The sequence below is a fragment of the Acinetobacter nectaris CIP 110549 genome (genome assembly GCF_000488215.1).
In the GTDB taxonomy this organism is placed as follows: domain Bacteria; phylum Pseudomonadota; class Gammaproteobacteria; order Pseudomonadales; family Moraxellaceae; genus Acinetobacter; species Acinetobacter nectaris.
Window position 1 is genome coordinate 242,722 of the sequence record NZ_KI530712.1, and the last position, 18,789, is coordinate 261,510.

An 18,789-nucleotide genomic window follows, 5' to 3' on the forward strand; every position below is an offset into this window, starting at 1 on the left:
TATTTAAAACGACAGCTTTTGTCGTCCCCATAAAGAAAGGTGTTTCAAATAGATATTATTTCTATGAAAACAATAGGGTAAATAGAAAATAGAGAGATATTTAATATTCAATAGACCTTAAAGTTATCTATCAAATCAGTGGTCACTCAGTCTGAGAATTATTAAAATTATGAGCGTTCATAAATACACATTTTTGCAAATTTATTAATTTCTTTTTCTTCTAATATAAGGTTATCCCATTTGCACATTTGTTTGATAATCCATTCAAAATCAAATGCTTTAGGCTTAGTGGTGTCTGATAAGTTTTTGATTACTTCAATGAGTTTGTAATAAGATTCAACATGAATACTCTCTGAGCACTCAAATTGAATAATGCCATAATCTTGTAATAGTTCCCATGCTTCAGTAAGTTTTGTCAGAGAATTTAATTCACTTTGTGCTTTTATAATGGCTTGAGTGAGTGCATTTAATGTAGCTGGATTATCTTTAGCCCAAAGGTTTGTAATTGCTAAGACTTTATCTGCAACGTCAGGAATTATTTGCTTACTATCAACTATAACCTGTGAATAACCATGTATTTGTGATTGGGTATTCCAAGGCTCACCTGCACAGAAACCATCAATTTCCCGCTTTTTTAGTGTTTGAATTAAATAGGCAGGTGAGCATGTTGTATATTGTAGTTCTTTAGCGATTTTGGGATCTGCTAAAGATAACCATTCCTTGAGGCAATAATGATGAATTGAATGATTAAAGACATGTGCAAGGTTTAAATGTCCTTTTTCTTTTATTGCTTTTATCGCTTTTTCTGCATTATCTAAAGCGGAGTTAGAAGCGGACAGTTTATATTCAAAACAAAGATTTTGATTTAGACTTAGAAAAGCTCTATTTGTACTCAGTGTTAGAGAGGTTTGTAATGGAATTCCAATTTGGTCTAAACCGATAGCAGCAGCAGGTAACATTGCCGATAAACAATGCGCTGCATCTAATACACCGAATGCTAATCGGTCTCTCAGGCTTGCCCAAGATGTCTCTTTAATCAGAGTAACATCTAAACCTAACTCTTCAAAAAATCCACGATGTTTAGCCCAAAGTATTGCAATACAATCAATTAAAGGGATATAGCCTAACTTAATTGATTGCTTTTCTAGAGATGGCATAATTATTCCTTTGGCTGAAATTGTAGTAATTTTTGAGTGTCAATTAATCTACGGGCCATTTCTCCAATAGTAATCCTTGAACTCATTGCATTATTTCGCAGTAATTGAAAAGATTTTTCTTCTGAAATATTATGAATTTGCATGAGAAATGCTTTAGCTTTTTCAATGTCTTTTCTATCAGCAAGCTTACTCTTCGTATCTTCTAAATCATTAACGAGCTTCTTATATTTTTTATATTGTTCAATCGAAATCTCTAAAATACTTTCTAATTTTTCAGGGTTAATACCATCAACAATATATGCAGTGACCCCTGCATCTATGGCATTTCTGATTACATCTTTATTTGTATTTTTTGTGAATAATACGGTGGGTAGATCAAATTGGCTTACACAATTTTCTATAATATCTCTATGTGGGTTAGCCATGTCGAGCAAAATTACATCGGCATGTAATTCTTCAAGCTTGACAGTACTTAAATGTGTGATGTCTATACATGCGACAACATTTAAACCATGCTCTAATAAAGAGCATTGAATCAAGTTTGCACGGTCAAGATTGTCATCAATTAGGGCAATTTTTAGAGCTGACATAAAGGCAAACTGAAATAAAAATAACTGTCTATTAATAAGCAAGCCTTATACCAATAGATAGTTATTTTTTATAAAATTTTACAATTAAATGTAAAACCAATAAGAACAGTGATATAAAAAATCAAATTTTCACTGAAAAAAGTCACTTTATTTTCTAGTTCTAAAAAAACTGGCATTATTTATGCATTATATACTTTGAGTCAAAGAAGACTCCTAAAATTTATATGACGGTCAATGGCGCCCGTTCTGATACATTTTTTATTACGAAAGTAATAGAAAGTGATGAATACGTTAGCTCAAAAGAGTAATGCCATGTCTATAAATTTGAATGCTAAAAAAGCCAATAAAATCCAGTTATTCAGTTTTAAAACCGCAGCAATGCGAGCCTTTCACATGAGTTGGCTTGCCTTCTTTGTTTGTTTCTTTGCATGGTTTGCCTGTGCACCTTTAATGCCTGTAATCTCGGGTGAGTTCCATTTAACGAAGAATCAAATTGCCAATATTAATATTGCTGCAGTTGCTATTACTATTTTGGTGCGTCTTGTTGTAGGGCCATTGTGTGATAAGTATGGTCCTCGAAAAACATATACAGTATTACTTTTGGTTGGCAGTATTCCTGTATTTGGTGTGGCAGCATCAAATAGTTATGAAACATTTTTATTCTTTAGGTTACTCATTGGTGCAATTGGCGCCAGCTTTGTAATTACCCAATACCATACCAGTATTATGTTTGCTCCAAATATAGTAGGCACAGCAAATGCAGCATCCGCTGGTTGGGGAAATGCAGGGGGGGGAGCAACGCAAGCAATCATGCCATTATTACTGTCTGCTATGGTTATGTTTGGAGTTGAGCAAACTTTCGGCTGGAGATTTGCGCTGATCGTGCCAGGTATCATGATGCTCATTGTAGGCATGATGTATTGGAAATACACTCAAGATTGTCCACAAGGGGATTTTAAAGCACTTAGAAGTGAAGGCATTCATGTAGGGAGTGATAAAAAAGGTGGTATAGCAATATTGTTACATGCTGCAAAAAACTATCGGGTATGGGTTCTTTTCATCTCTTATGCTGCTTGCTTTGGCATTGAAATATTTATTCATAATATCGTAGCTATGTACTACGTTGACCATTTTAATTTTGGATTAAAAGAGGCTGGGTTGACAGCTGGCATATTTGGTTTATTGGCATTATTTGCTCGTGCATTAGGCGGTATTATTTCTGATCGTATTGCTATAAAAAAAGGATTGGATGGCAGAACCAAAATATTATTTTTAATGGTTTTTTTAGAGGGATTATTTTTAGTCGCATTTTCTCAAATGCAGACACCTATGCTTGCTATTTTAGGTATGACAGCTTTTGCATTATTTACACACATGGCATGTGGAGCAACGTATGCTTTGGTTCCATTTATTGATCGCGATGCACTAGGTGGTGTAGCCGGGATTATTGGTGCTGGTGGTAATGTTGGTGCAGTGGCAGCAGGATTTTTACTTAAAGGTGTATTAGATATTCAAACCTGTTTAATGACTTTGGGTGGCTTAGTTATTTTGGCTGCAGTTTGTGTGTTAAGTATACGTTTTTCAGTTGAACACAAAGAAAAAGAACAACGCTTATATGATCAGGCTGTGCTAGATCGAGACGCCGTAGTGTAACACAACACACAACTTACTTCTTAGGAGAACAAAAATGAAAATAGTGATGATTGGTTACGGTATGGTGGGACATAAGTTTATCGAAACACTACTTGAAAAAGCAGATGATAAGCTTGAATTGACGATTATTGCCGAAGAGCCTCATTTAGCTTATGACAGAGTACATCTAAGTGAATATTTTGCAGGTAAATCGCTTAAAGATCTATCTTTAGCCCGAGCTGACTTTGCTGATGCTTATGGAATAGATTTGCAGCTAAAAACGAAAGCAGTTGAAATTGATACATTGAATAAAACGATTACAACCGATGCCGGCGATATCATTCGCTACGATAAATTGGTGCTTGCCACTGGGTCTTACGCCTTTGTACCACCGATTACAGGTCATAATCGAAAAAACTGCTTTGTTTATCGTACTATTGATGATTTAGATGCCATTCGAAAAGCGAGCCATGATGCAAAAATTGGTGTTGTAATTGGTGGTGGATTATTGGGACTTGAAGCTGCAAAGGCTTTAATGGACTTAAAGCTAAAAACGCATGTTGTTGAATTTTCTCCACGTCTAATGGCTGTACAAGTCGATGATTTAGGAGGAAAAATATTACGCTCAAAAATTGAAGATTTAGGTGTTGAAGTACATACCCAAAAATTAACTTCCATTATTGAGGATGGTATTGATTCAACACATACATTGAAGTTTGCAGATGGGTCAGATTTAGAAACAGATATTGTATTATTTTCCGCAGGTATTCGCCCACGTGATGAGTTAGCTCGTCAAAGTGGTTTAGCAATCGGTGAAAGAGGTGGAATAGTCATTAATGACTATTGTCAAACATCTTCTCCTGATATTTATGCTATAGGCGAGTGTGCGCTTTGGAAAAGTAAGATTTATGGTTTAGTTGCACCCGGATATGATATGGCAAGGCTAACAGCCAAGCATATTTTAGATGAGCAAACACAAGGGTTCAGCGGTGCGGATATGAGCACTAAACTCAAACTCATGGGAGTGGATGTTGCATCAATTGGTGATGCACATGCCGTTACACCTCAGAGTTTGAGTTATTTTTATGCAGATGAAGATGCCAAAATATATAAAAAAATTGTGGTAAACCAGAAAAAGAATAAATTACTTGGTGCTGTATTGGTTGGATGTGCTAAAGAATATAACGACTTATTACAAATGATGTTGAATGGCTCTCCCATTCCTGAGCATCCAGAAAGCTTAATCATGCCTGGATATCAAACTTCTGTAAATAAATCAGGTGCAAGTGGAATTGATTTATTGCCAGATACAGCCGTTATTTGCTCATGTAATAATGTTTCTAAAGCAGAGATTTGTACGGCGATTGGAGATGGATCAACCTCTCTTGCTGCACTAAAAAAATGTACGAAAGCAGCAACTGCATGCGGTGGGTGTACTACGCTTGTAACGCAGGTATTGAAATCTGAGTTACAAAGACAAGGTGTAAGTGTAAATAATAATCTTTGTGAGCATTTTGCTTATTCAAGACAAGAGCTATATCACCTTATACGTGTAAATGAGATCCAAACATTTGATGATTTGCTTGCAGCATATGGACACGGTTTAGGTTGTGATATTTGCAAGCCGACAGTGGCTAACATATTGGCATCATGCTGGAATGATTTTGTGCTCAAACCTTCACATGCGGGCTTACAAGACAGTAATGATTATTATCTTGGCAATATTCAAAAAGATGGATCTTATTCTATTGTGCCTCGTATTGCAGGTGGAGAAATTAGCCCAGATGGATTAATTACGATTGGTCAAATTGCTAAAGAATATCAACTTTATACCAAAATCACAGGCGGTCAGCGTATCGATTTATTTGGTGCGCAAGTACATCAGCTACCTGAAATTTGGGAAAAGTTAGTTGATGCAGGATTTGAATCAGGTCATGCATATGGAAAGTCATTACGTACGGTCAAATCTTGTGTAGGTAGCACATGGTGCCGGTATGGAGTAGATGATTCTGTTGCTTTGGCAATTTTTTTAGAGAATAGATATAAAGGTTTACGTTCACCACATAAGCTAAAAATGGCTGTATCAGGTTGTACCCGTGAATGTGCCGAGGCGCAAGGCAAAGATGTAGGCGTGATTGCTACAGAAAAGGGTTGGAACTTATATGTCTGTGGTAATGGAGGGATGAAACCACGCCATGCTGAGTTATTGGCTTCTGATTTAGATACACAAACTTTGGTTCGGTATATCGATCGATTCTTTATGTTTTATATTCAAACCGCAGATCGGTTACAGAGAACCAGTGTATGGCGCGATAATTTAGAGGGTGGCTTAGCCTATTTAAAATCGGTGATTGTAGATGATGGTTTAGGATTGGCAAGTGAACTTGAGCATCGTATGCAACACGTCGTTGGCACATATCAAGATGAATGGCGAACAGCAATAGAAACACCTGAAATCCGCCAACGCTTTAAAACATTTATTAATGCACCTGAGCAAAGTGATCCAAATATTCAATTTACCTCAGTACGCGGACAAATTAGACCTAAAACGCAAATTGAACGTGATGAAAGTCGCATTCTAGTAGTAGAGGCATAAATAATGAATAAACTAAAAATTCAGGAAACTACGGATTGGATTGATGTCTGTGCTTTGGATGAAATTACACCAAATACGGGTGTGGGCATTTTGGTAGATCAACAACAAATTGCTATTTTTCGTGTGGGACATGAGCACAGAGTATATGCACTAAGTAACCAAGATCCTTTTAGTCAATCCTTTGTGATGTCACGCGGAATTATTGGTGATATACAAGGGGAGCGTGTTGTGGCTTCTCCTATCTATAAGCAGCATTTTAGCTTAGTGACAGGGCGTTGTTTAGAAGATGGGCAACATAGCTTGAAGTCATTTGCCACAAAAGTAGAGCATGGTCGCGTGTTTGTGAATCGTGTACCGAAGAAGGCATATCTGACCAACATAAGCTCGGTACAACATAAACTAAAGTTGGTGTTAGTTGGAAATGGCTTGGCAGGTATGCGCTGCCTTGAAGATTTATTAGATATGGCACCAGATCGCTATGATATTACTGTAATTGGTGCAGAACCAAGAGGTAACTATAATCGAATTATGTTATCACCTGTACTTTCAGGCGATAAAACACTCGATGATATTATGCTGCATCAACCCTCATGGTATCGCCAAAATGGTATTTGCTTGATTACGGGAGACCCCGTCGTTCAAGTTGATCGAGTAAGAAAACAGCTACATACCCAAAATGGGGTAGTGGTTGATTATGACCGTATGATTTTGGCAACGGGTTCAACGCCGTTCATTCCGCATATAGAAGGTACTGGTTTAAAAGGAGTTATGAGCTTTCGTGATATTGATGATGTGAATCAAATGTTGCAATACGCTAAAACTTATAAAAATGCAGTTGTGATTGGAGCGGGGCTTTTAGGTTTAGAAGCAGCCTATGGTCTTAAACAACAAGGTATGAATGTTACAGTCGTACATTTAAGTGACCGCATTATGAATCGCCAATTAGATACACGTGCGAGTGCTTTATTACAAAAAAGTATAGAAGCAAAAGGCATTCAAGTCATGACAAATGCTTCTACAGAGTATTTAGAAGGTGAGGATGGACATGTGAAATCAGTACATCTCGCATCTGGTGAAGTTATTTCGGCAGACTTGGTTATTTTCGCAGTGGGTATTAGACCAAATATTCGCTTAGCCAAGCAGGCAGGCTTGCATTGTAATCGAGGAATAATTGTAAATGATACGATGCAAACATTTGATCCGAGTATATATGCTGTAGGTGAGTGTATTGAGCATCGTCAGCAAACATTTGGCTTAGTTGAACCATTGTGGGGGCAAGCATTTATTTGTGCAAATCAATTAGCAGAGCGTGGTGGACTAATCTTTAAAGCCCCAACTGTACCTACTCAACTCAAAGTCAGTGGCTGTGATGTGTTTTCTGCAGGAAATATTGAGCCGCGAGGTGATTTTGAAGATGTTATCTTGAATGATGAAAAGAGAAGTGTCTATAAACGTATCATTATTAAAAATGACAGAGTTATTGGTGCTGTATTGTTTGGAGATACTGAAGATGGTGCATGGTATGCGGAGCTTATAGCAGACCAAACAGTAATTAGACAAATCCGTCATAAGCTACTGTTTGGTCGTGATTTTGCAATGAAACAAGCAAGTTAAAATGACTGTTGATGTGCTGAGGATATAGCTATGACGTCAATTCCAGTGATAAATATACAAAACAACTCAGTGGTGACCACACAGACGACTTGTCCATATTGCGGAGTAGGTTGTGGTGTAACTGCTGAGGTTGAAACGGGTATATCTGGTGTTAAATTGACGGTGAAAGGCGATCAAGACCATCCATCCAACTTTGGTAAATTGTGTATTAAAGGCAGTAATCTAGCCGATACGATTGGTTTAAGTAGCCGATTATTACAGCCTCGAGTTGGACGTCATTTACAGCGAGTTGAAACTTCTTGGCAACATGCTATAGAACAAGTTTCTGAAAAATTTAAGGATTGTATAGAGAAATATGGTGCGGAAAGTATCGCATTTTATGTTTCAGGTCAGTTGCTTACCGAAGACTATTATGTAGTGAATAAGTTTGTAAAAGGCTATTTGGGTACAGCAAATATTGATACTAACTCACGACTGTGTATGTCTTCAGCTGTAGCAGCACATAAACGTAGCTTTGGTGAAGATATTGTGCCTGCGAGTTATATCGATTTTGAATATACTGAAATGGTGATTTTGGTTGGGTCAAATACTGCGTGGTGCCACCCTATTTTGTATCAGCGTATTATGCAGGCGAAGCAGCACCGTGATGTATTTGTAGTCGTAATCGATCCGCGATTTACTGCAACTTGTGAAAGTGCAGATTTACATTTACCCATTTTACCTGGTCAAGATGTTTGTTTGTTTAATGGTTTACTACAATATTTGGTGAAGCATGGTTATCAAGATCACGATTTTGTACAAGCCAATACAGATGATCTAGCAGATGCATTATTTGCAAGTAAAAATGAAGTGAATATTGCTGCTGTTGCAGATAAAACAGGTATTTCACTTGAAAGCCTAACGCAATTCTATGAAAAATTTGCTCAAACTGAAAAAGTAATGACGCTATTTTCTATGGGAGTGAATCAATCTTCACAAGGTGTGAACAAAGCTAACAGTATTATTAATTGCCATTTATTGACAGGTAAACTTGGTAAGTTGGGTGCAGCTCCTTTTTCTATGACGGGTCAACCCAATGCAATGGGTGGGAGAGAGGTTGGAGGGTTAGCGAATATGTTAGCTGCCCATTTAGATCTGGATAACCTGTCACATCAAACATTGGTACAAGAGTTTTGGCAAAGCCCAAATATTGCTCGCCGTGCTGGCTTAAAAGCAGTGGATTTATTTCAAGCGATAGAGCAGGGAAAGATTAAAGCAATTTGGATTATGGCAACGAATCCTGTGGTAAGTTTGCCTGATGCTGGGCAAGTAAAAAGAGCACTTGAAAAATGTGAGTTTGTTGTAGTGTCCGATATTTCCCAAAATACAGATACTACAGTATATGCCGATGTTTTATTGCCTGCGCTGGGGTGGGGTGAAAAAGATGGTACGGTAACTAACTCTGAGCGTAGAATTTCAAGGCAACGTGCATTTTTAGCGGCACCTGACCAAACTAAAGCTGACTGGTGGGCAGTCTGTCAAGTCGCAAAAAATATGGGTTTCACTGGTTTTGATTTTCAAAACAGTTATGAAATATTTTTAGAGCATGCCAAATTAACGGCTTATAAAAATACTCATTTTAAGCAAAGAGAGTACACAGAGTATTTTAGGTATTTAAATTTAGAGGGTTTAACCACATTAACTTTGGCTGATTATAATGCGTTACAACCTATACAATGGCCCGTGATAACGAATATTTCACAGCAAAGTATTCAACAGTTATATGGTACATCACAGAATTTTAGTCATAAAAATGGGCGCGCAAAATTTATAGCCACAGCTGTTATAGATCCTGTTAATCAAGTCAATGAACACTATCCATTAATTTTGAATACTGGTCGTGTCAGAGACCAGTGGCATACCATGACGAGAACAGGGCTATCTGCAAATTTAACCCATCATTTAAGTGAGCCTTACTGTGAGATTCATGCACAAGATGCATTAAAATATGGTGTACGTCATAATGCGCTAGTACAGATAAAGTCTGTATGGGGTCGGTGTGTTTTACGTGTAAAAATCAGTGAAAATATATGCCGTGGTCAGGTTTTTGCACCGATTCACTGGAATGATCAGTTTGCATCAGACGCCCGAATTGGTGAGGTAGTCAATCCTATTGTTGACCAAATTTCTGGAGAACCTGAATTTAAACATACACCTGTTTGCATTCAAAACTTCCAATGTGAATGGTATGGCACGCTGTATGTGAATACCGAATACCAACTAAAAATACATCAATTTATTCAAAGTGTAACATGGTGGGTAAAAATTTCATCTACTCCAGCCCTGCGTTATGAGTTGGCAGATCGAAGACCACTACATCAGGTTGTAAGTCACTTAAAAACCTATTTGGATTTTCAAGATGAATCATTTGAATGGCTAAATTTAGATGATGCTTCTGCTCAAATGAGTCATACCGTCATATTGTATAAGAGCCAATTGGTCGCAACACTTTATATTGCTCCACAAGAACAGCTACCAGACCGTGATTGGCTAAGAGGTTTATTTCAACGTGAGCGATTAGGGGCAATGCATCGAAAGGCTCTTTTAGCAGGCCAACCAATATCGATGACTTCTTCTGAAGGTCCTTTGGTTTGTAGCTGTTTTAAAGTGGGCAAGCAGCGAATTATAGATGCGATTAAGGCTAAAAATATTACACATGAAAAAGAGGTAACAGCTTGTTTGAAAGCGGGAGGTAACTGTGGCTCTTGTTTACCTGAAATTAGAGGCTTAATTAAAACCTGTAAGCAGGAGAGCTTAGCATGACGAAACAATATTCTATTTATCCTCTAACAGAGGTGGTTGTTTTAGCAGGTGGACAAGCTCGCCGTATGTCTGGTGTGAATAAGTTATTACAGACATTTGATGAACAAATTCAATTGGTTAAAATCTATGCGTATTTGTCTCCGTTGACAGTTAAATTTTGGGTAAATAGCGATCGAGATTTGACGGTATATCGACAATTGGTGCCAAACATAAGTTGTTTTAGCGATGAAATTAATGGTTTTTTAGGTCCATTGATGGGTATGAAAACAGCATGGTCATATGCGGAGTCAAATTATATTTTATTTATTCCTTGTGATATTACTTATATTCCGTCTGATGTCTTCATATCGCTACATGAAAGGTTAAAGCAATCTGAGTTTGCTGAAGTGGTATATGTAGAGCTGAATAGCGATCCATTATATCCGTTTTGTTTAATGAAAAGATCAAGTCTAGCTGTCGTCAGTGAGCAGCTTGTATTAGGGGAATATTCACTAAAAGAATGTTTTAAGCGGTTGAATGCAGAAAAAGTAACGTTTCAACATGAGAGAACGATATTCCACAGTATTAACTCAATAGATGAATTACAGCAGTATCGGAAAGTACGTTATTTAAGTGAAGTACTTCATCATATATGAAAAATCTACATAGAGGATGTCATGAATTGTGATACATCTGACGAAAAATACAGCGTTTATAGACCAATATGGTCGCCAAAAACGTAAGTTAAGAATATCGGTAACTGACCGTTGTAACTTTAAATGTAGCTACTGTATGCCTGAACATCCAGAGTGGATAAAAAAGCACAAGCTTCTAAGTTTTGAAGCCTTATATCAGTTTTGTAAATTTATGGTAGAGCATGGCATTGAACAAATTCGTATTACAGGTGGTGAACCTTTAATGCGTCAAGGTGTTGTTCATTTTATTGCTCAATTACAAAACCTAAAGCCATTTGGGTTAAAGCGTATTTCTATGACGACCAATGGTCATTATTTAAGTCAGTATGCTTTGTCTTTAAAGCAAGCAGGTTTAGATGATTTGAATGTCAGTTTAGATAGTTTAGATGAGCAACAGTTTAAACAGCTTACTCAAAAAAGTATTAAACCTGTATTGGCAGGAATTGCCGAAGCACAGCTGGTTGGATTAAAAGTAAAAATTAACTGTGTACTTATAAAGCATTGTAATGAGAATCAAATTTTGCCTTTGGTACATTGGGCAAAGCATCATCATATTGAACTACGATTTATTGAGTTTATGCCATTAGATGGTGATCAAAGATGGTCAACGACACAAGTTGTCACTGAACAAGAAATTTTGAGTGAATTAACAACGGAATTTAAAAAAATTGATATGGTCAATCAGGCTCATGAGCCTGCACGTCGATATATAGTTGATGGCACAGTGATTGGTATTATTTCAACGATTAGTCATTCATTTTGTCATCAATGTGATCGCCTACGTTTAACTGCTCAAGGCGATTTTTATAATTGCTTATTTGCAGAAAAAGGTCTGAATATTAAATCATTACTTGAAAAATTAGATGAACATAATCCTGAGATTTTAGACTTAGAAAAGCAGCTTTATTATGCTATTTGGTTTAAAGAAAAAGGCTTCTCAGAGATCTATAGTAAAAGTAAATCAAATCTTAGAAAAATTAGTATGCATATGCTAGGCGGATAATATGGAAAAAATAACAGTGATAATTGAAAGTTATGGAATGGTTAAAACAGTATTACCATCTACACTCAAGATTCGATGTGCTCAAGGTGAAGATATAAATACTATTTTGGATAAGATTACTGAAGAGTATTCAAATAGTGCACCTTTTTTAGAAAAATGCGCATGTGCGATTGGCGAAGATATTATTTCAAGAGAAACCAAACTTTATAAAGACAGTACTTTGGTCTTTTTATCTCCTGTAGCAGGAGGTTAATATTTTGATATTAAAAGACTTTCAGCGTATATCTGATATAGATCTTGAGCAAAGTGTATTTGATGATATTTCTAACTTCCCTGAATGTGGTGGTATTGGTATTTTTATTGGAACTGTGAGAAACCATCATTTAGGGCGTAGTGTTGATGGATTGGAATATACATCTTATATCCCTCTTGCTGAAAAAATGATTCGGCAAATTGAGATGGAAGTGAGTCAAAAATATGGAGCATCCTATTTACGTGTAATCCATCGAATTGGTCGACTTGATATTGGAGGAAAAGCGATTATTGCTGTGGCATATGCACCACATCGGCGTGAAGCCTTTCAAGCTTGTGAAGAAGCTGTGGAGCGAGTTAAGCATGAAGTTCCAATTTGGAAGGAAGAGTTTTATAGCGATGGCACACATCAATATGTTGAGGGATGTTGTATTCGTAAAGATCAACCTGTACAGCATATACATCAGCATAAATAACTTTCAGCATATATGAAAATTAAAAAGTACGAATAGATTTAAAAAAGGAAGCATGGAATGAAAAATGTTGGCATGAAAGCTGAAAGTTACCGCATAGCAATTGCACATGCAATTTTACATGCTCCGCAGCATTGTATTGAATTATTGCGTATTGGACAGACAGAGAAAGGCGATGCTCTAAAAACTGCACGTATTGCAGGCATATTGGCAGCTAAACGTACCGATGAGCTTATTCCATTATGTCATCCACTGCCTATTTATCAAGCGGATGTTGAGTTTGAACTGTTGGAAAATGCGGTAAAAATTATTGCTCAAGTAGAAACAATTGGCCCAACTGGCGTAGAAATGGAGGCACTCACTGCTGCAAGTTTAGCAGGGCTTACATTATACGACATGCTTAAACCACATTGTAACCCTGAAGATTTAAGTTTAGACCAATGTAAGTTGGCACAGAAAAAAGGTGGTAAATCTCATTATAAGCGTGTTTTAGCAGAGAGTATTACAGCATCTGTAATTGTACTTTCTGATACCGTTGCGATGGGTAAAAAGCCAGATACAGCAGGTAAAAATGTTTTAGATATATTGGCTGAGGCTAACTTTCATCAAGTGATGTATCAAATTATTCCAGATGATCCACAACAGCTATTGGCACTTATCGAACAGCAAAAAAATACTTACCCTTTAATTTTAACGGTAGGAGGCACAGGACTTGGTCCTAAAGACCTAACGGTGGAAACCATTCAGCCATTATTGAAAAGAGAAATACCAGGGCTGATGGAAGCTGCACGTAGCTTTGGTCAGAAAAGAACGCCGTATGCTGCTTTGAGTCGTGGTGTAGCGGGTTATATAGACCAAAGTGTTGTAATTACTTTACCCGGCAGTCGGCAAGGGGCTAAAGAGTCATTACTTGCCATTTTACCTGCGCTAATACATCTTTTTGATGTACAAAAAAATATACCTTATCACGGAGGGTATGAGTAATGACTAGTTGTGGAGCAGAGTCTGGATTACTTGACATGGATCAGGCACTGAAACTATTGGTTGAACAAATAGTAGTATTATCTTCTGAGTCAGTGAATGTTACTCATGGTTTGGGGCGTTATATTGCATCAGAAATTTATGCACCTCATGCTTTACCTTTATTTGATCAGAGTGCTGTAGATGGGTATGCAGTTTATAGTCACAGTAAAATCTTACAAGATCAAACATTTGAGTGTATTGGCGAAGTGAAAGCAGGTGCAGATTGTTCAATGAACCTACAATTTGGACAGGCAATTCGCATTTTTACAGGTGCTAAGATTCCAAAAGGCACGACGACAGTTGTAAGACAGGAATACATTACTAGTTTAAATGACTCAATGATTAGAGTTGAGCAAAACGTTGATTTAAATGTCGATATTAGATATCAGGGAGAGGAAATAAATCAAGGGCAGTTGTTGGCTTCTCAAGGTCAGCATTTAACTGTTGGGGCAGTTGCAGCATTGAGTATGGCAGGTGTGAAAAACATAGAAGTCTATAAAGGACCAAGGATTGCTGTTGTAGTATCTGGTGATGAAATAGCGAGCACATCTACTGATGCTGGATTAGATGAAGGAAAAGTGTTTGATGCAAATACACCTTTGATTATGAGTTGGCTACAGGGAGTTGGACGAGATGCAGATCACTTTTATGTTAAAGATACTATAGAAGATGTTCAAGAATTAATTCACGACTTGAGCCAAACCTATGATGTGATTTTAACAACAGGGGGAGTATCTGTTGGTGATTATGATTTTATTCGTCCCGCGACTTTAAACCTAGGATTCAAGCAAGTTTTTTGGAAAGTAAAACAAAAACCAGGTAAACCCATTTTCTTTGCAAAATTAGATAAAAATGAACAGAACCATTGCTATTTATTAGGATTACCTGGGAATCCTGCTGCAGTTTATGTTGGTATGTTTGTTTATCTTCAAACATTAATTGCAACACTGCAAGGTTGTCAGGAGCCTTTAAAGTGGTATACGGCAGAGCTTGTACAAGATATAAAGCAAGATCTCCGTTCTCGTTTTCTACGAATGAAAGTATCTTCTGAAGGTGCAGTTTTACGAGTTTATGATTTAAAACAACAACAATCACATATGTTGAGTAACCTGATGCAAGCGAATTGCTTGGTATATCTTGAAGCTAATCAAAATTATGTGAGCGGTCAAATAGTAAAAATTTTATTGGTTTAGATATATAGGAACAATGCTATGAAGAAATTAATTTTAAGTGGTATTACATTGACGATGTGTATGGCTGCCCATGCCGATACCGTCAGAATCTATGCAGCTGCAAGTTTAACCAATGCGATCAATGAAATTTCTAGTTTATATGAAAAGAAATACCCTGATACTAAAATTGTAACATCCTATGCTGCTTCATCAACATTAGCAAAACAAGTTGAAGTGGGTGCGCCGAGTGACATCTTTTTCTCAGCAGATCAGGATTGGATGGACTATTTAGTAAAAAAACAGAAAGTGAGTGCGAGTCAGGTAAGAAATCTGTTAGTGAATGAGCTTGTTGTAATTGCACCTCAAGATTCAAAAGTGATTTTTAAGGCTGTTCCTCAGTTTAATTTTGCACAATCGTTCAATGGGCATTTATGTACTGGTCAAATGGAATCTGTACCTGTAGGAAAGTATGCAAAGCAAAGTCTAATTAAACTTCATTGGTTAGGAACATTAAATAATCGTATTGTCGGTACAGATGATGTTCGTTCTGCGCTTGCATTTGTAGAGCGTGGAGAGTGCGATGTGGGGATCGTATATAAAACAGATGCAATGATTAGTAGAAAAGTAAAGATATTAGGAACTTTCCCTGAAAACTCACATGGTCCAATTAGTTATCCTGTTGCTGTGACTAAACAAGGAGAGAGTAATAAAGACGCACAAAAATTAATTCAGTTCATAACAAAAGATCATCAAGCCCGAATAATCTTCGAAAAATATGGCTTTGTATTGAATTAAGTGAGCCTAAACATGTTAAGTCCAGAAGCATGGAGTGCAGTATATCTATCCGCTAAGGTTGCATTTTTTGCTACTTCAATATGTTTACCTTTAGCAATTGCTGTAGCTTGGTCCCTCGCTCGATATGAATTTCGTATGAAGTTCTTTATTGAGGCACTATTACAGCTTCCCATGGTTTTACCACCTGTAGTCTTGGGGTATTTACTCCTCGTTATATTTGGTACTCAAGGTATTATTGGAAAATATCTATATATATTTGGCATACGTTTGGCATTTGACTGGAAAGGCGCAGTTTTGGCCTCGATAATTGTTGCATTTCCACTGATGGTACAACCTATAAGGCTTTCTTTTCAGCATATGAATATACAACTAGAGCACGTTGCATCTAGTTTAGGTGCACCTCCGTTAAGAGTTTTTCTTACGATCAGTTTACCATTGGCATTTCCAGGTATTATGGTTGGCAGTATTTTAGGTTTTAGTCGTAGCCTTGGGGAATTTGGCGCGACCATTACTTTTGTAGGTAATATTCCAGATGAAACGAGAACATTACCTATAGCAATTTATTCCTTACTACAACAACCAGATGGCGAAGTCATGGCAATGCACTTGGTAATACTTTCTTTGGTTTTGGCATTTTCAGCGCTGACTGCAAATTACTTTATTGTACAAAAATATCAAAGAAAACTAGGAGTATGAGTATGTTGAAATGTGATTTTGAATTTAAATATAAACAGTTTAATCTACATGCTAACTTTGAAATGCATGGACAAGTATTAGCGATTGTTGGTGCATCTGGAAGTGGAAAAAGTACGGTATTGAAGAATATTGTGGGTTTACTTACTCCCCAAAATGGTGAAATTTCTTTTAAAGATAAGATATTATTTAATCATCAAGAAGATATAAATATCCCTATGCATAAAAGGTATATGGCTCTTATTTTTCAGAAGCCACTCTTATTTCCACATTTGAATGTATTGCAGAATTTGAAGTATGCAGAAAAACGAGTAAGTGATATTCATGGTAAATTGAGTTTTGCAAATGTTATAGACTTACTTGAGCTACATCCTTTACTTAATCGAAGAATAGATCATCTTTCAGGGGGGGAGGCACAAAGAGTTTCAATAGGTAGAGCTCTATTATCGTCTCCTAACCTGTTATTACTAGATGAACCACTTACAGGCTTAGATACAAGGTTGAAAAAACAAATTTTACCCTTTCTAAGGGATATTAAAAAGCATACAAACTTACCTATGGTTTATGTAACTCATCACTTAGATGAGTTGGATTATTTAGATGCAGAAGTTATAGAAGTAGTAAATGGGCGTGTATATGCTTAGATTTTTAATATTTAAGCTGAATGGAAAAGGAGGTACATTAAATAGATATGCCTAAAAAGATTATATAAAGCGCTTTATTTTCTAGATATTATAAGTTGTGAGAATTCGCTAGAGCTGTTGAATCAATTTTAGCCGTAAAATGAAGAAATGCGTGAAAAATACGAAAAGATTTAGTCTGTATCACCTGAAGATGAAGTATTTTAAAGAAGATTCTATTCGTAGATTTCTTGAATAGAAAAGTAAGATTAAATACCAGCCATCACAAACAAAAAGATATATGATTTTCTTAAATAATATGTCTAATATCAGATCTATAAAGTAATTTATGTGAAATCGCAAAAGTGAATATGGTTAAAATAAGTTTAATTGGCGTGATAATGGTGTCATTAAGTGCATGTTCAAGTCTGCATTTATCAGAAAGGCATGATATAGCTATGGCTAAACAAGAAGAATCCATTCAATCTAGTAATCAAGACAAGAGCTCAGATGAATTGGGGAACTCAAATAAAAAGCAGAGTTTAGAAAGTAAGAGCTTAATCATTTCTTATGATTCTGACAAAAAAGATGAAATATTAAAGTATCTTAAATCGAAAAATATAGAAGTTGTTTATAATTTAAAGAATATGAATATTATTGTAATTACTATTGCTGAAAGTGATGTAAAACAAACTGTAAATAGCTTAGAAAACTTTAAAGGTGTTTTAGATATAAGAGAAGATAGTCATATGAATATTCTAAATAACTGACCTAGAAATACATTTAAATACCTTCCTATTATCGAAGTGTTTTAATGAGTAAATCATGCAAGCGATCTACTGCTTTAGATTGTAAAGAGTTGGGGCTACGATAAACGCTAACTTGCATGGGGTCTAATGGACCAAAACCATGTTCATATCCTAAAATATCTAAACCTTTTGGCACAGAGCATTGCGTTAAAACAGCAATAGCAAGACCACTTTTAACTGCCGCGATTTGTCCTGCTAAGCTAGAGCTATTATAAACGATACGATAAGTTCTACCTTGTAATGCAAGAGAGTGTATTGCATTTTGTCTTGCAAGACTTGTGTTTTCATATACGGCAATGGGTAAAGGATCATTCTTCCAAGCATTGAACTGTTGATCGCCAACCCATACCAGTGGTTCATGAAATAGTAAAGTACCTTGTTTTATATGCGATCGGGAAATTAATGCAAGATCAAGCTCACCTGCTTCTATTTTAGGAATTAATTTTGTAGATTGTTCGCAATATAATTCAATTTCAACACCACTATAATAAGGCGAAAATTTTTTTAATACGGGAGTGAGGTATTTTTCAGCATAATCATCTGGTACACCTAAGCGTATTTTACCTGCTAGATTTTCACCATTAAATGCCTGCTGTGCTTCTGAGTGTATATCTAAAAGTCTGCGAGCATATCCTAAAAGTATTTGTCCCTCAGGCGTCAGTTGAATATGGCGATGTCCTCGAAATAGCAGTTGGCAGTTGAGCGCAGTTTCTAATTTTTTAATTTGCATACTTACCGCTGATTGTGAGCGGTAGAGTCTAGGTGCAGCGTATGATATAGAGCCTGTATCAACAACAGTGATAAAACATTTTAGCCAATCGATTTGTAAATCTTGTAAATTATTTAGCATTTAAAGTATTCGATTTTTAAATAATAGGTTCAAG

General features: G+C 36.5%; 17 protein-coding genes. 14 read left to right on the forward strand and 3 right to left on the reverse strand.

Going from position 1 to position 18,789, the window contains the following annotated elements; all coding sequences use genetic code 11:
* Positions 1-167: 167 nt before the first annotated feature.
* Both P256_RS01275 and P256_RS01280 read right to left on the reverse strand, forming a co-directional pair.
* Positions 168-1,157, reverse strand: a complete 990-nt coding sequence (locus P256_RS01275) for an ABC transporter substrate-binding protein (RefSeq protein ID WP_023271866.1) — start codon at positions 1,155-1,157, stop codon at positions 168-170.
* A 2-nt stretch (positions 1,158-1,159) separates the two neighbouring features.
* The gene (locus P256_RS01280; RefSeq protein WP_023271867.1) at positions 1,160-1,747 is read right to left on the reverse strand and encodes an ANTAR domain-containing response regulator; all 588 of its coding nucleotides are present in this window, start codon (positions 1,745-1,747) and stop codon (positions 1,160-1,162) included.
* A 312-nt stretch (positions 1,748-2,059) separates the two neighbouring features.
* On the opposite strand from P256_RS01280, the gene P256_RS01285 reads away from it, so the two are divergent.
* The 14 genes from P256_RS01285 to P256_RS01350 all read left to right on the forward strand — a co-directional run bounded on the left by P256_RS01285 (position 2,060) and on the right by P256_RS01350 (position 17,866).
* Positions 2,060-3,400 (forward strand): MFS transporter, encoded by a 1,341-nt coding sequence (locus tag P256_RS01285; protein WP_040331593.1) that lies wholly within the window; start codon positions 2,060-2,062, stop codon positions 3,398-3,400.
* A 34-nt stretch (positions 3,401-3,434) separates the two neighbouring features.
* The gene (gene nirB / locus P256_RS01290; protein ID WP_023271869.1) at positions 3,435-5,975 is read left to right on the forward strand and encodes a nitrite reductase large subunit NirB; all 2,541 of its coding nucleotides are present in this window, start codon (positions 3,435-3,437) and stop codon (positions 5,973-5,975) included.
* A gap of 3 nt (positions 5,976-5,978) precedes the next feature.
* The gene (nirD, locus tag P256_RS01295) at positions 5,979-7,589 is read left to right on the forward strand and encodes a nitrite reductase small subunit NirD (protein WP_023271870.1); all 1,611 of its coding nucleotides are present in this window, start codon (positions 5,979-5,981) and stop codon (positions 7,587-7,589) included.
* Positions 7,590-7,619: 30 nt separating this feature from the next.
* Positions 7,620-10,391: a nitrate reductase gene (locus P256_RS01300; protein WP_023271871.1), complete on the forward strand. Its 2,772-nt coding sequence runs from the start codon at positions 7,620-7,622 to the stop codon at positions 10,389-10,391.
* Positions 10,388-11,026 (forward strand): molybdenum cofactor guanylyltransferase, encoded by a 639-nt coding sequence (gene mobA, locus P256_RS01305; protein WP_023271872.1) that lies wholly within the window; start codon positions 10,388-10,390, stop codon positions 11,024-11,026. The genes P256_RS01300 and mobA overlap by 4 nt, the downstream gene beginning before the upstream one ends.
* A gap of 28 nt (positions 11,027-11,054) precedes the next feature.
* Positions 11,055-12,068 carry a GTP 3',8-cyclase MoaA gene (moaA, locus tag P256_RS01310; RefSeq protein ID WP_023271873.1) on the forward strand — a complete coding sequence of 338 codons (1,014 nt, stop codon included), beginning with the start codon at positions 11,055-11,057 and terminating at the stop codon, positions 12,066-12,068.
* Position 12,069: 1 nt separating this feature from the next.
* On the forward strand, positions 12,070-12,321 hold the full coding sequence (locus P256_RS01315) for a MoaD/ThiS family protein (RefSeq protein WP_023271874.1): 252 nt from the start codon (positions 12,070-12,072) through the stop codon (positions 12,319-12,321).
* 4 nt (positions 12,322-12,325) lie between these two features.
* Entirely contained in the window at positions 12,326-12,796 is a 471-nt protein-coding gene (locus P256_RS01320) for a molybdenum cofactor biosynthesis protein MoaE (protein ID WP_023271875.1), read from the forward strand.
* Between the two features lie 57 nt (positions 12,797-12,853).
* Complete coding sequence (moaCB, locus tag P256_RS01325) at positions 12,854-13,777, forward strand: bifunctional molybdenum cofactor biosynthesis protein MoaC/MoaB (protein ID WP_023271876.1); 924 nt, start codon at positions 12,854-12,856, stop codon at positions 13,775-13,777.
* Entirely contained in the window at positions 13,777-15,009 is a 1,233-nt protein-coding gene (locus P256_RS01330; protein WP_023271877.1) for a molybdopterin molybdotransferase MoeA, read from the forward strand. The genes moaCB and P256_RS01330 overlap by 1 nt, the downstream gene beginning before the upstream one ends.
* An 18-nt stretch (positions 15,010-15,027) precedes the next feature.
* Complete coding sequence (gene modA, locus P256_RS01335) at positions 15,028-15,783, forward strand: molybdate ABC transporter substrate-binding protein (protein ID WP_023271878.1); 756 nt, start codon at positions 15,028-15,030, stop codon at positions 15,781-15,783.
* A gap of 12 nt (positions 15,784-15,795) precedes the next feature.
* Entirely contained in the window at positions 15,796-16,479 is a 684-nt protein-coding gene (modB, locus tag P256_RS01340) for a molybdate ABC transporter permease subunit (RefSeq protein WP_023271879.1), read from the forward strand.
* A 2-nt stretch (positions 16,480-16,481) separates the two neighbouring features.
* The gene (locus P256_RS01345) at positions 16,482-17,120 is read left to right on the forward strand and encodes an ATP-binding cassette domain-containing protein (RefSeq protein WP_023271880.1); all 639 of its coding nucleotides are present in this window, start codon (positions 16,482-16,484) and stop codon (positions 17,118-17,120) included.
* A gap of 434 nt (positions 17,121-17,554) precedes the next feature.
* A complete protein-coding gene (locus P256_RS01350) occupies positions 17,555-17,866 on the forward strand; it encodes a hypothetical protein (RefSeq protein WP_023271881.1) in 312 nt (103 codons plus the stop codon).
* A 28-nt stretch (positions 17,867-17,894) separates the two neighbouring features.
* On the opposite strand, the gene P256_RS01355 is transcribed toward P256_RS01350, so the two are convergent.
* Positions 17,895-18,755, reverse strand: a complete 861-nt coding sequence (locus tag P256_RS01355; RefSeq protein ID WP_023271882.1) for a LysR family transcriptional regulator — start codon at positions 18,753-18,755, stop codon at positions 17,895-17,897.
* Positions 18,756-18,789 lie beyond the last annotated feature (34 nt).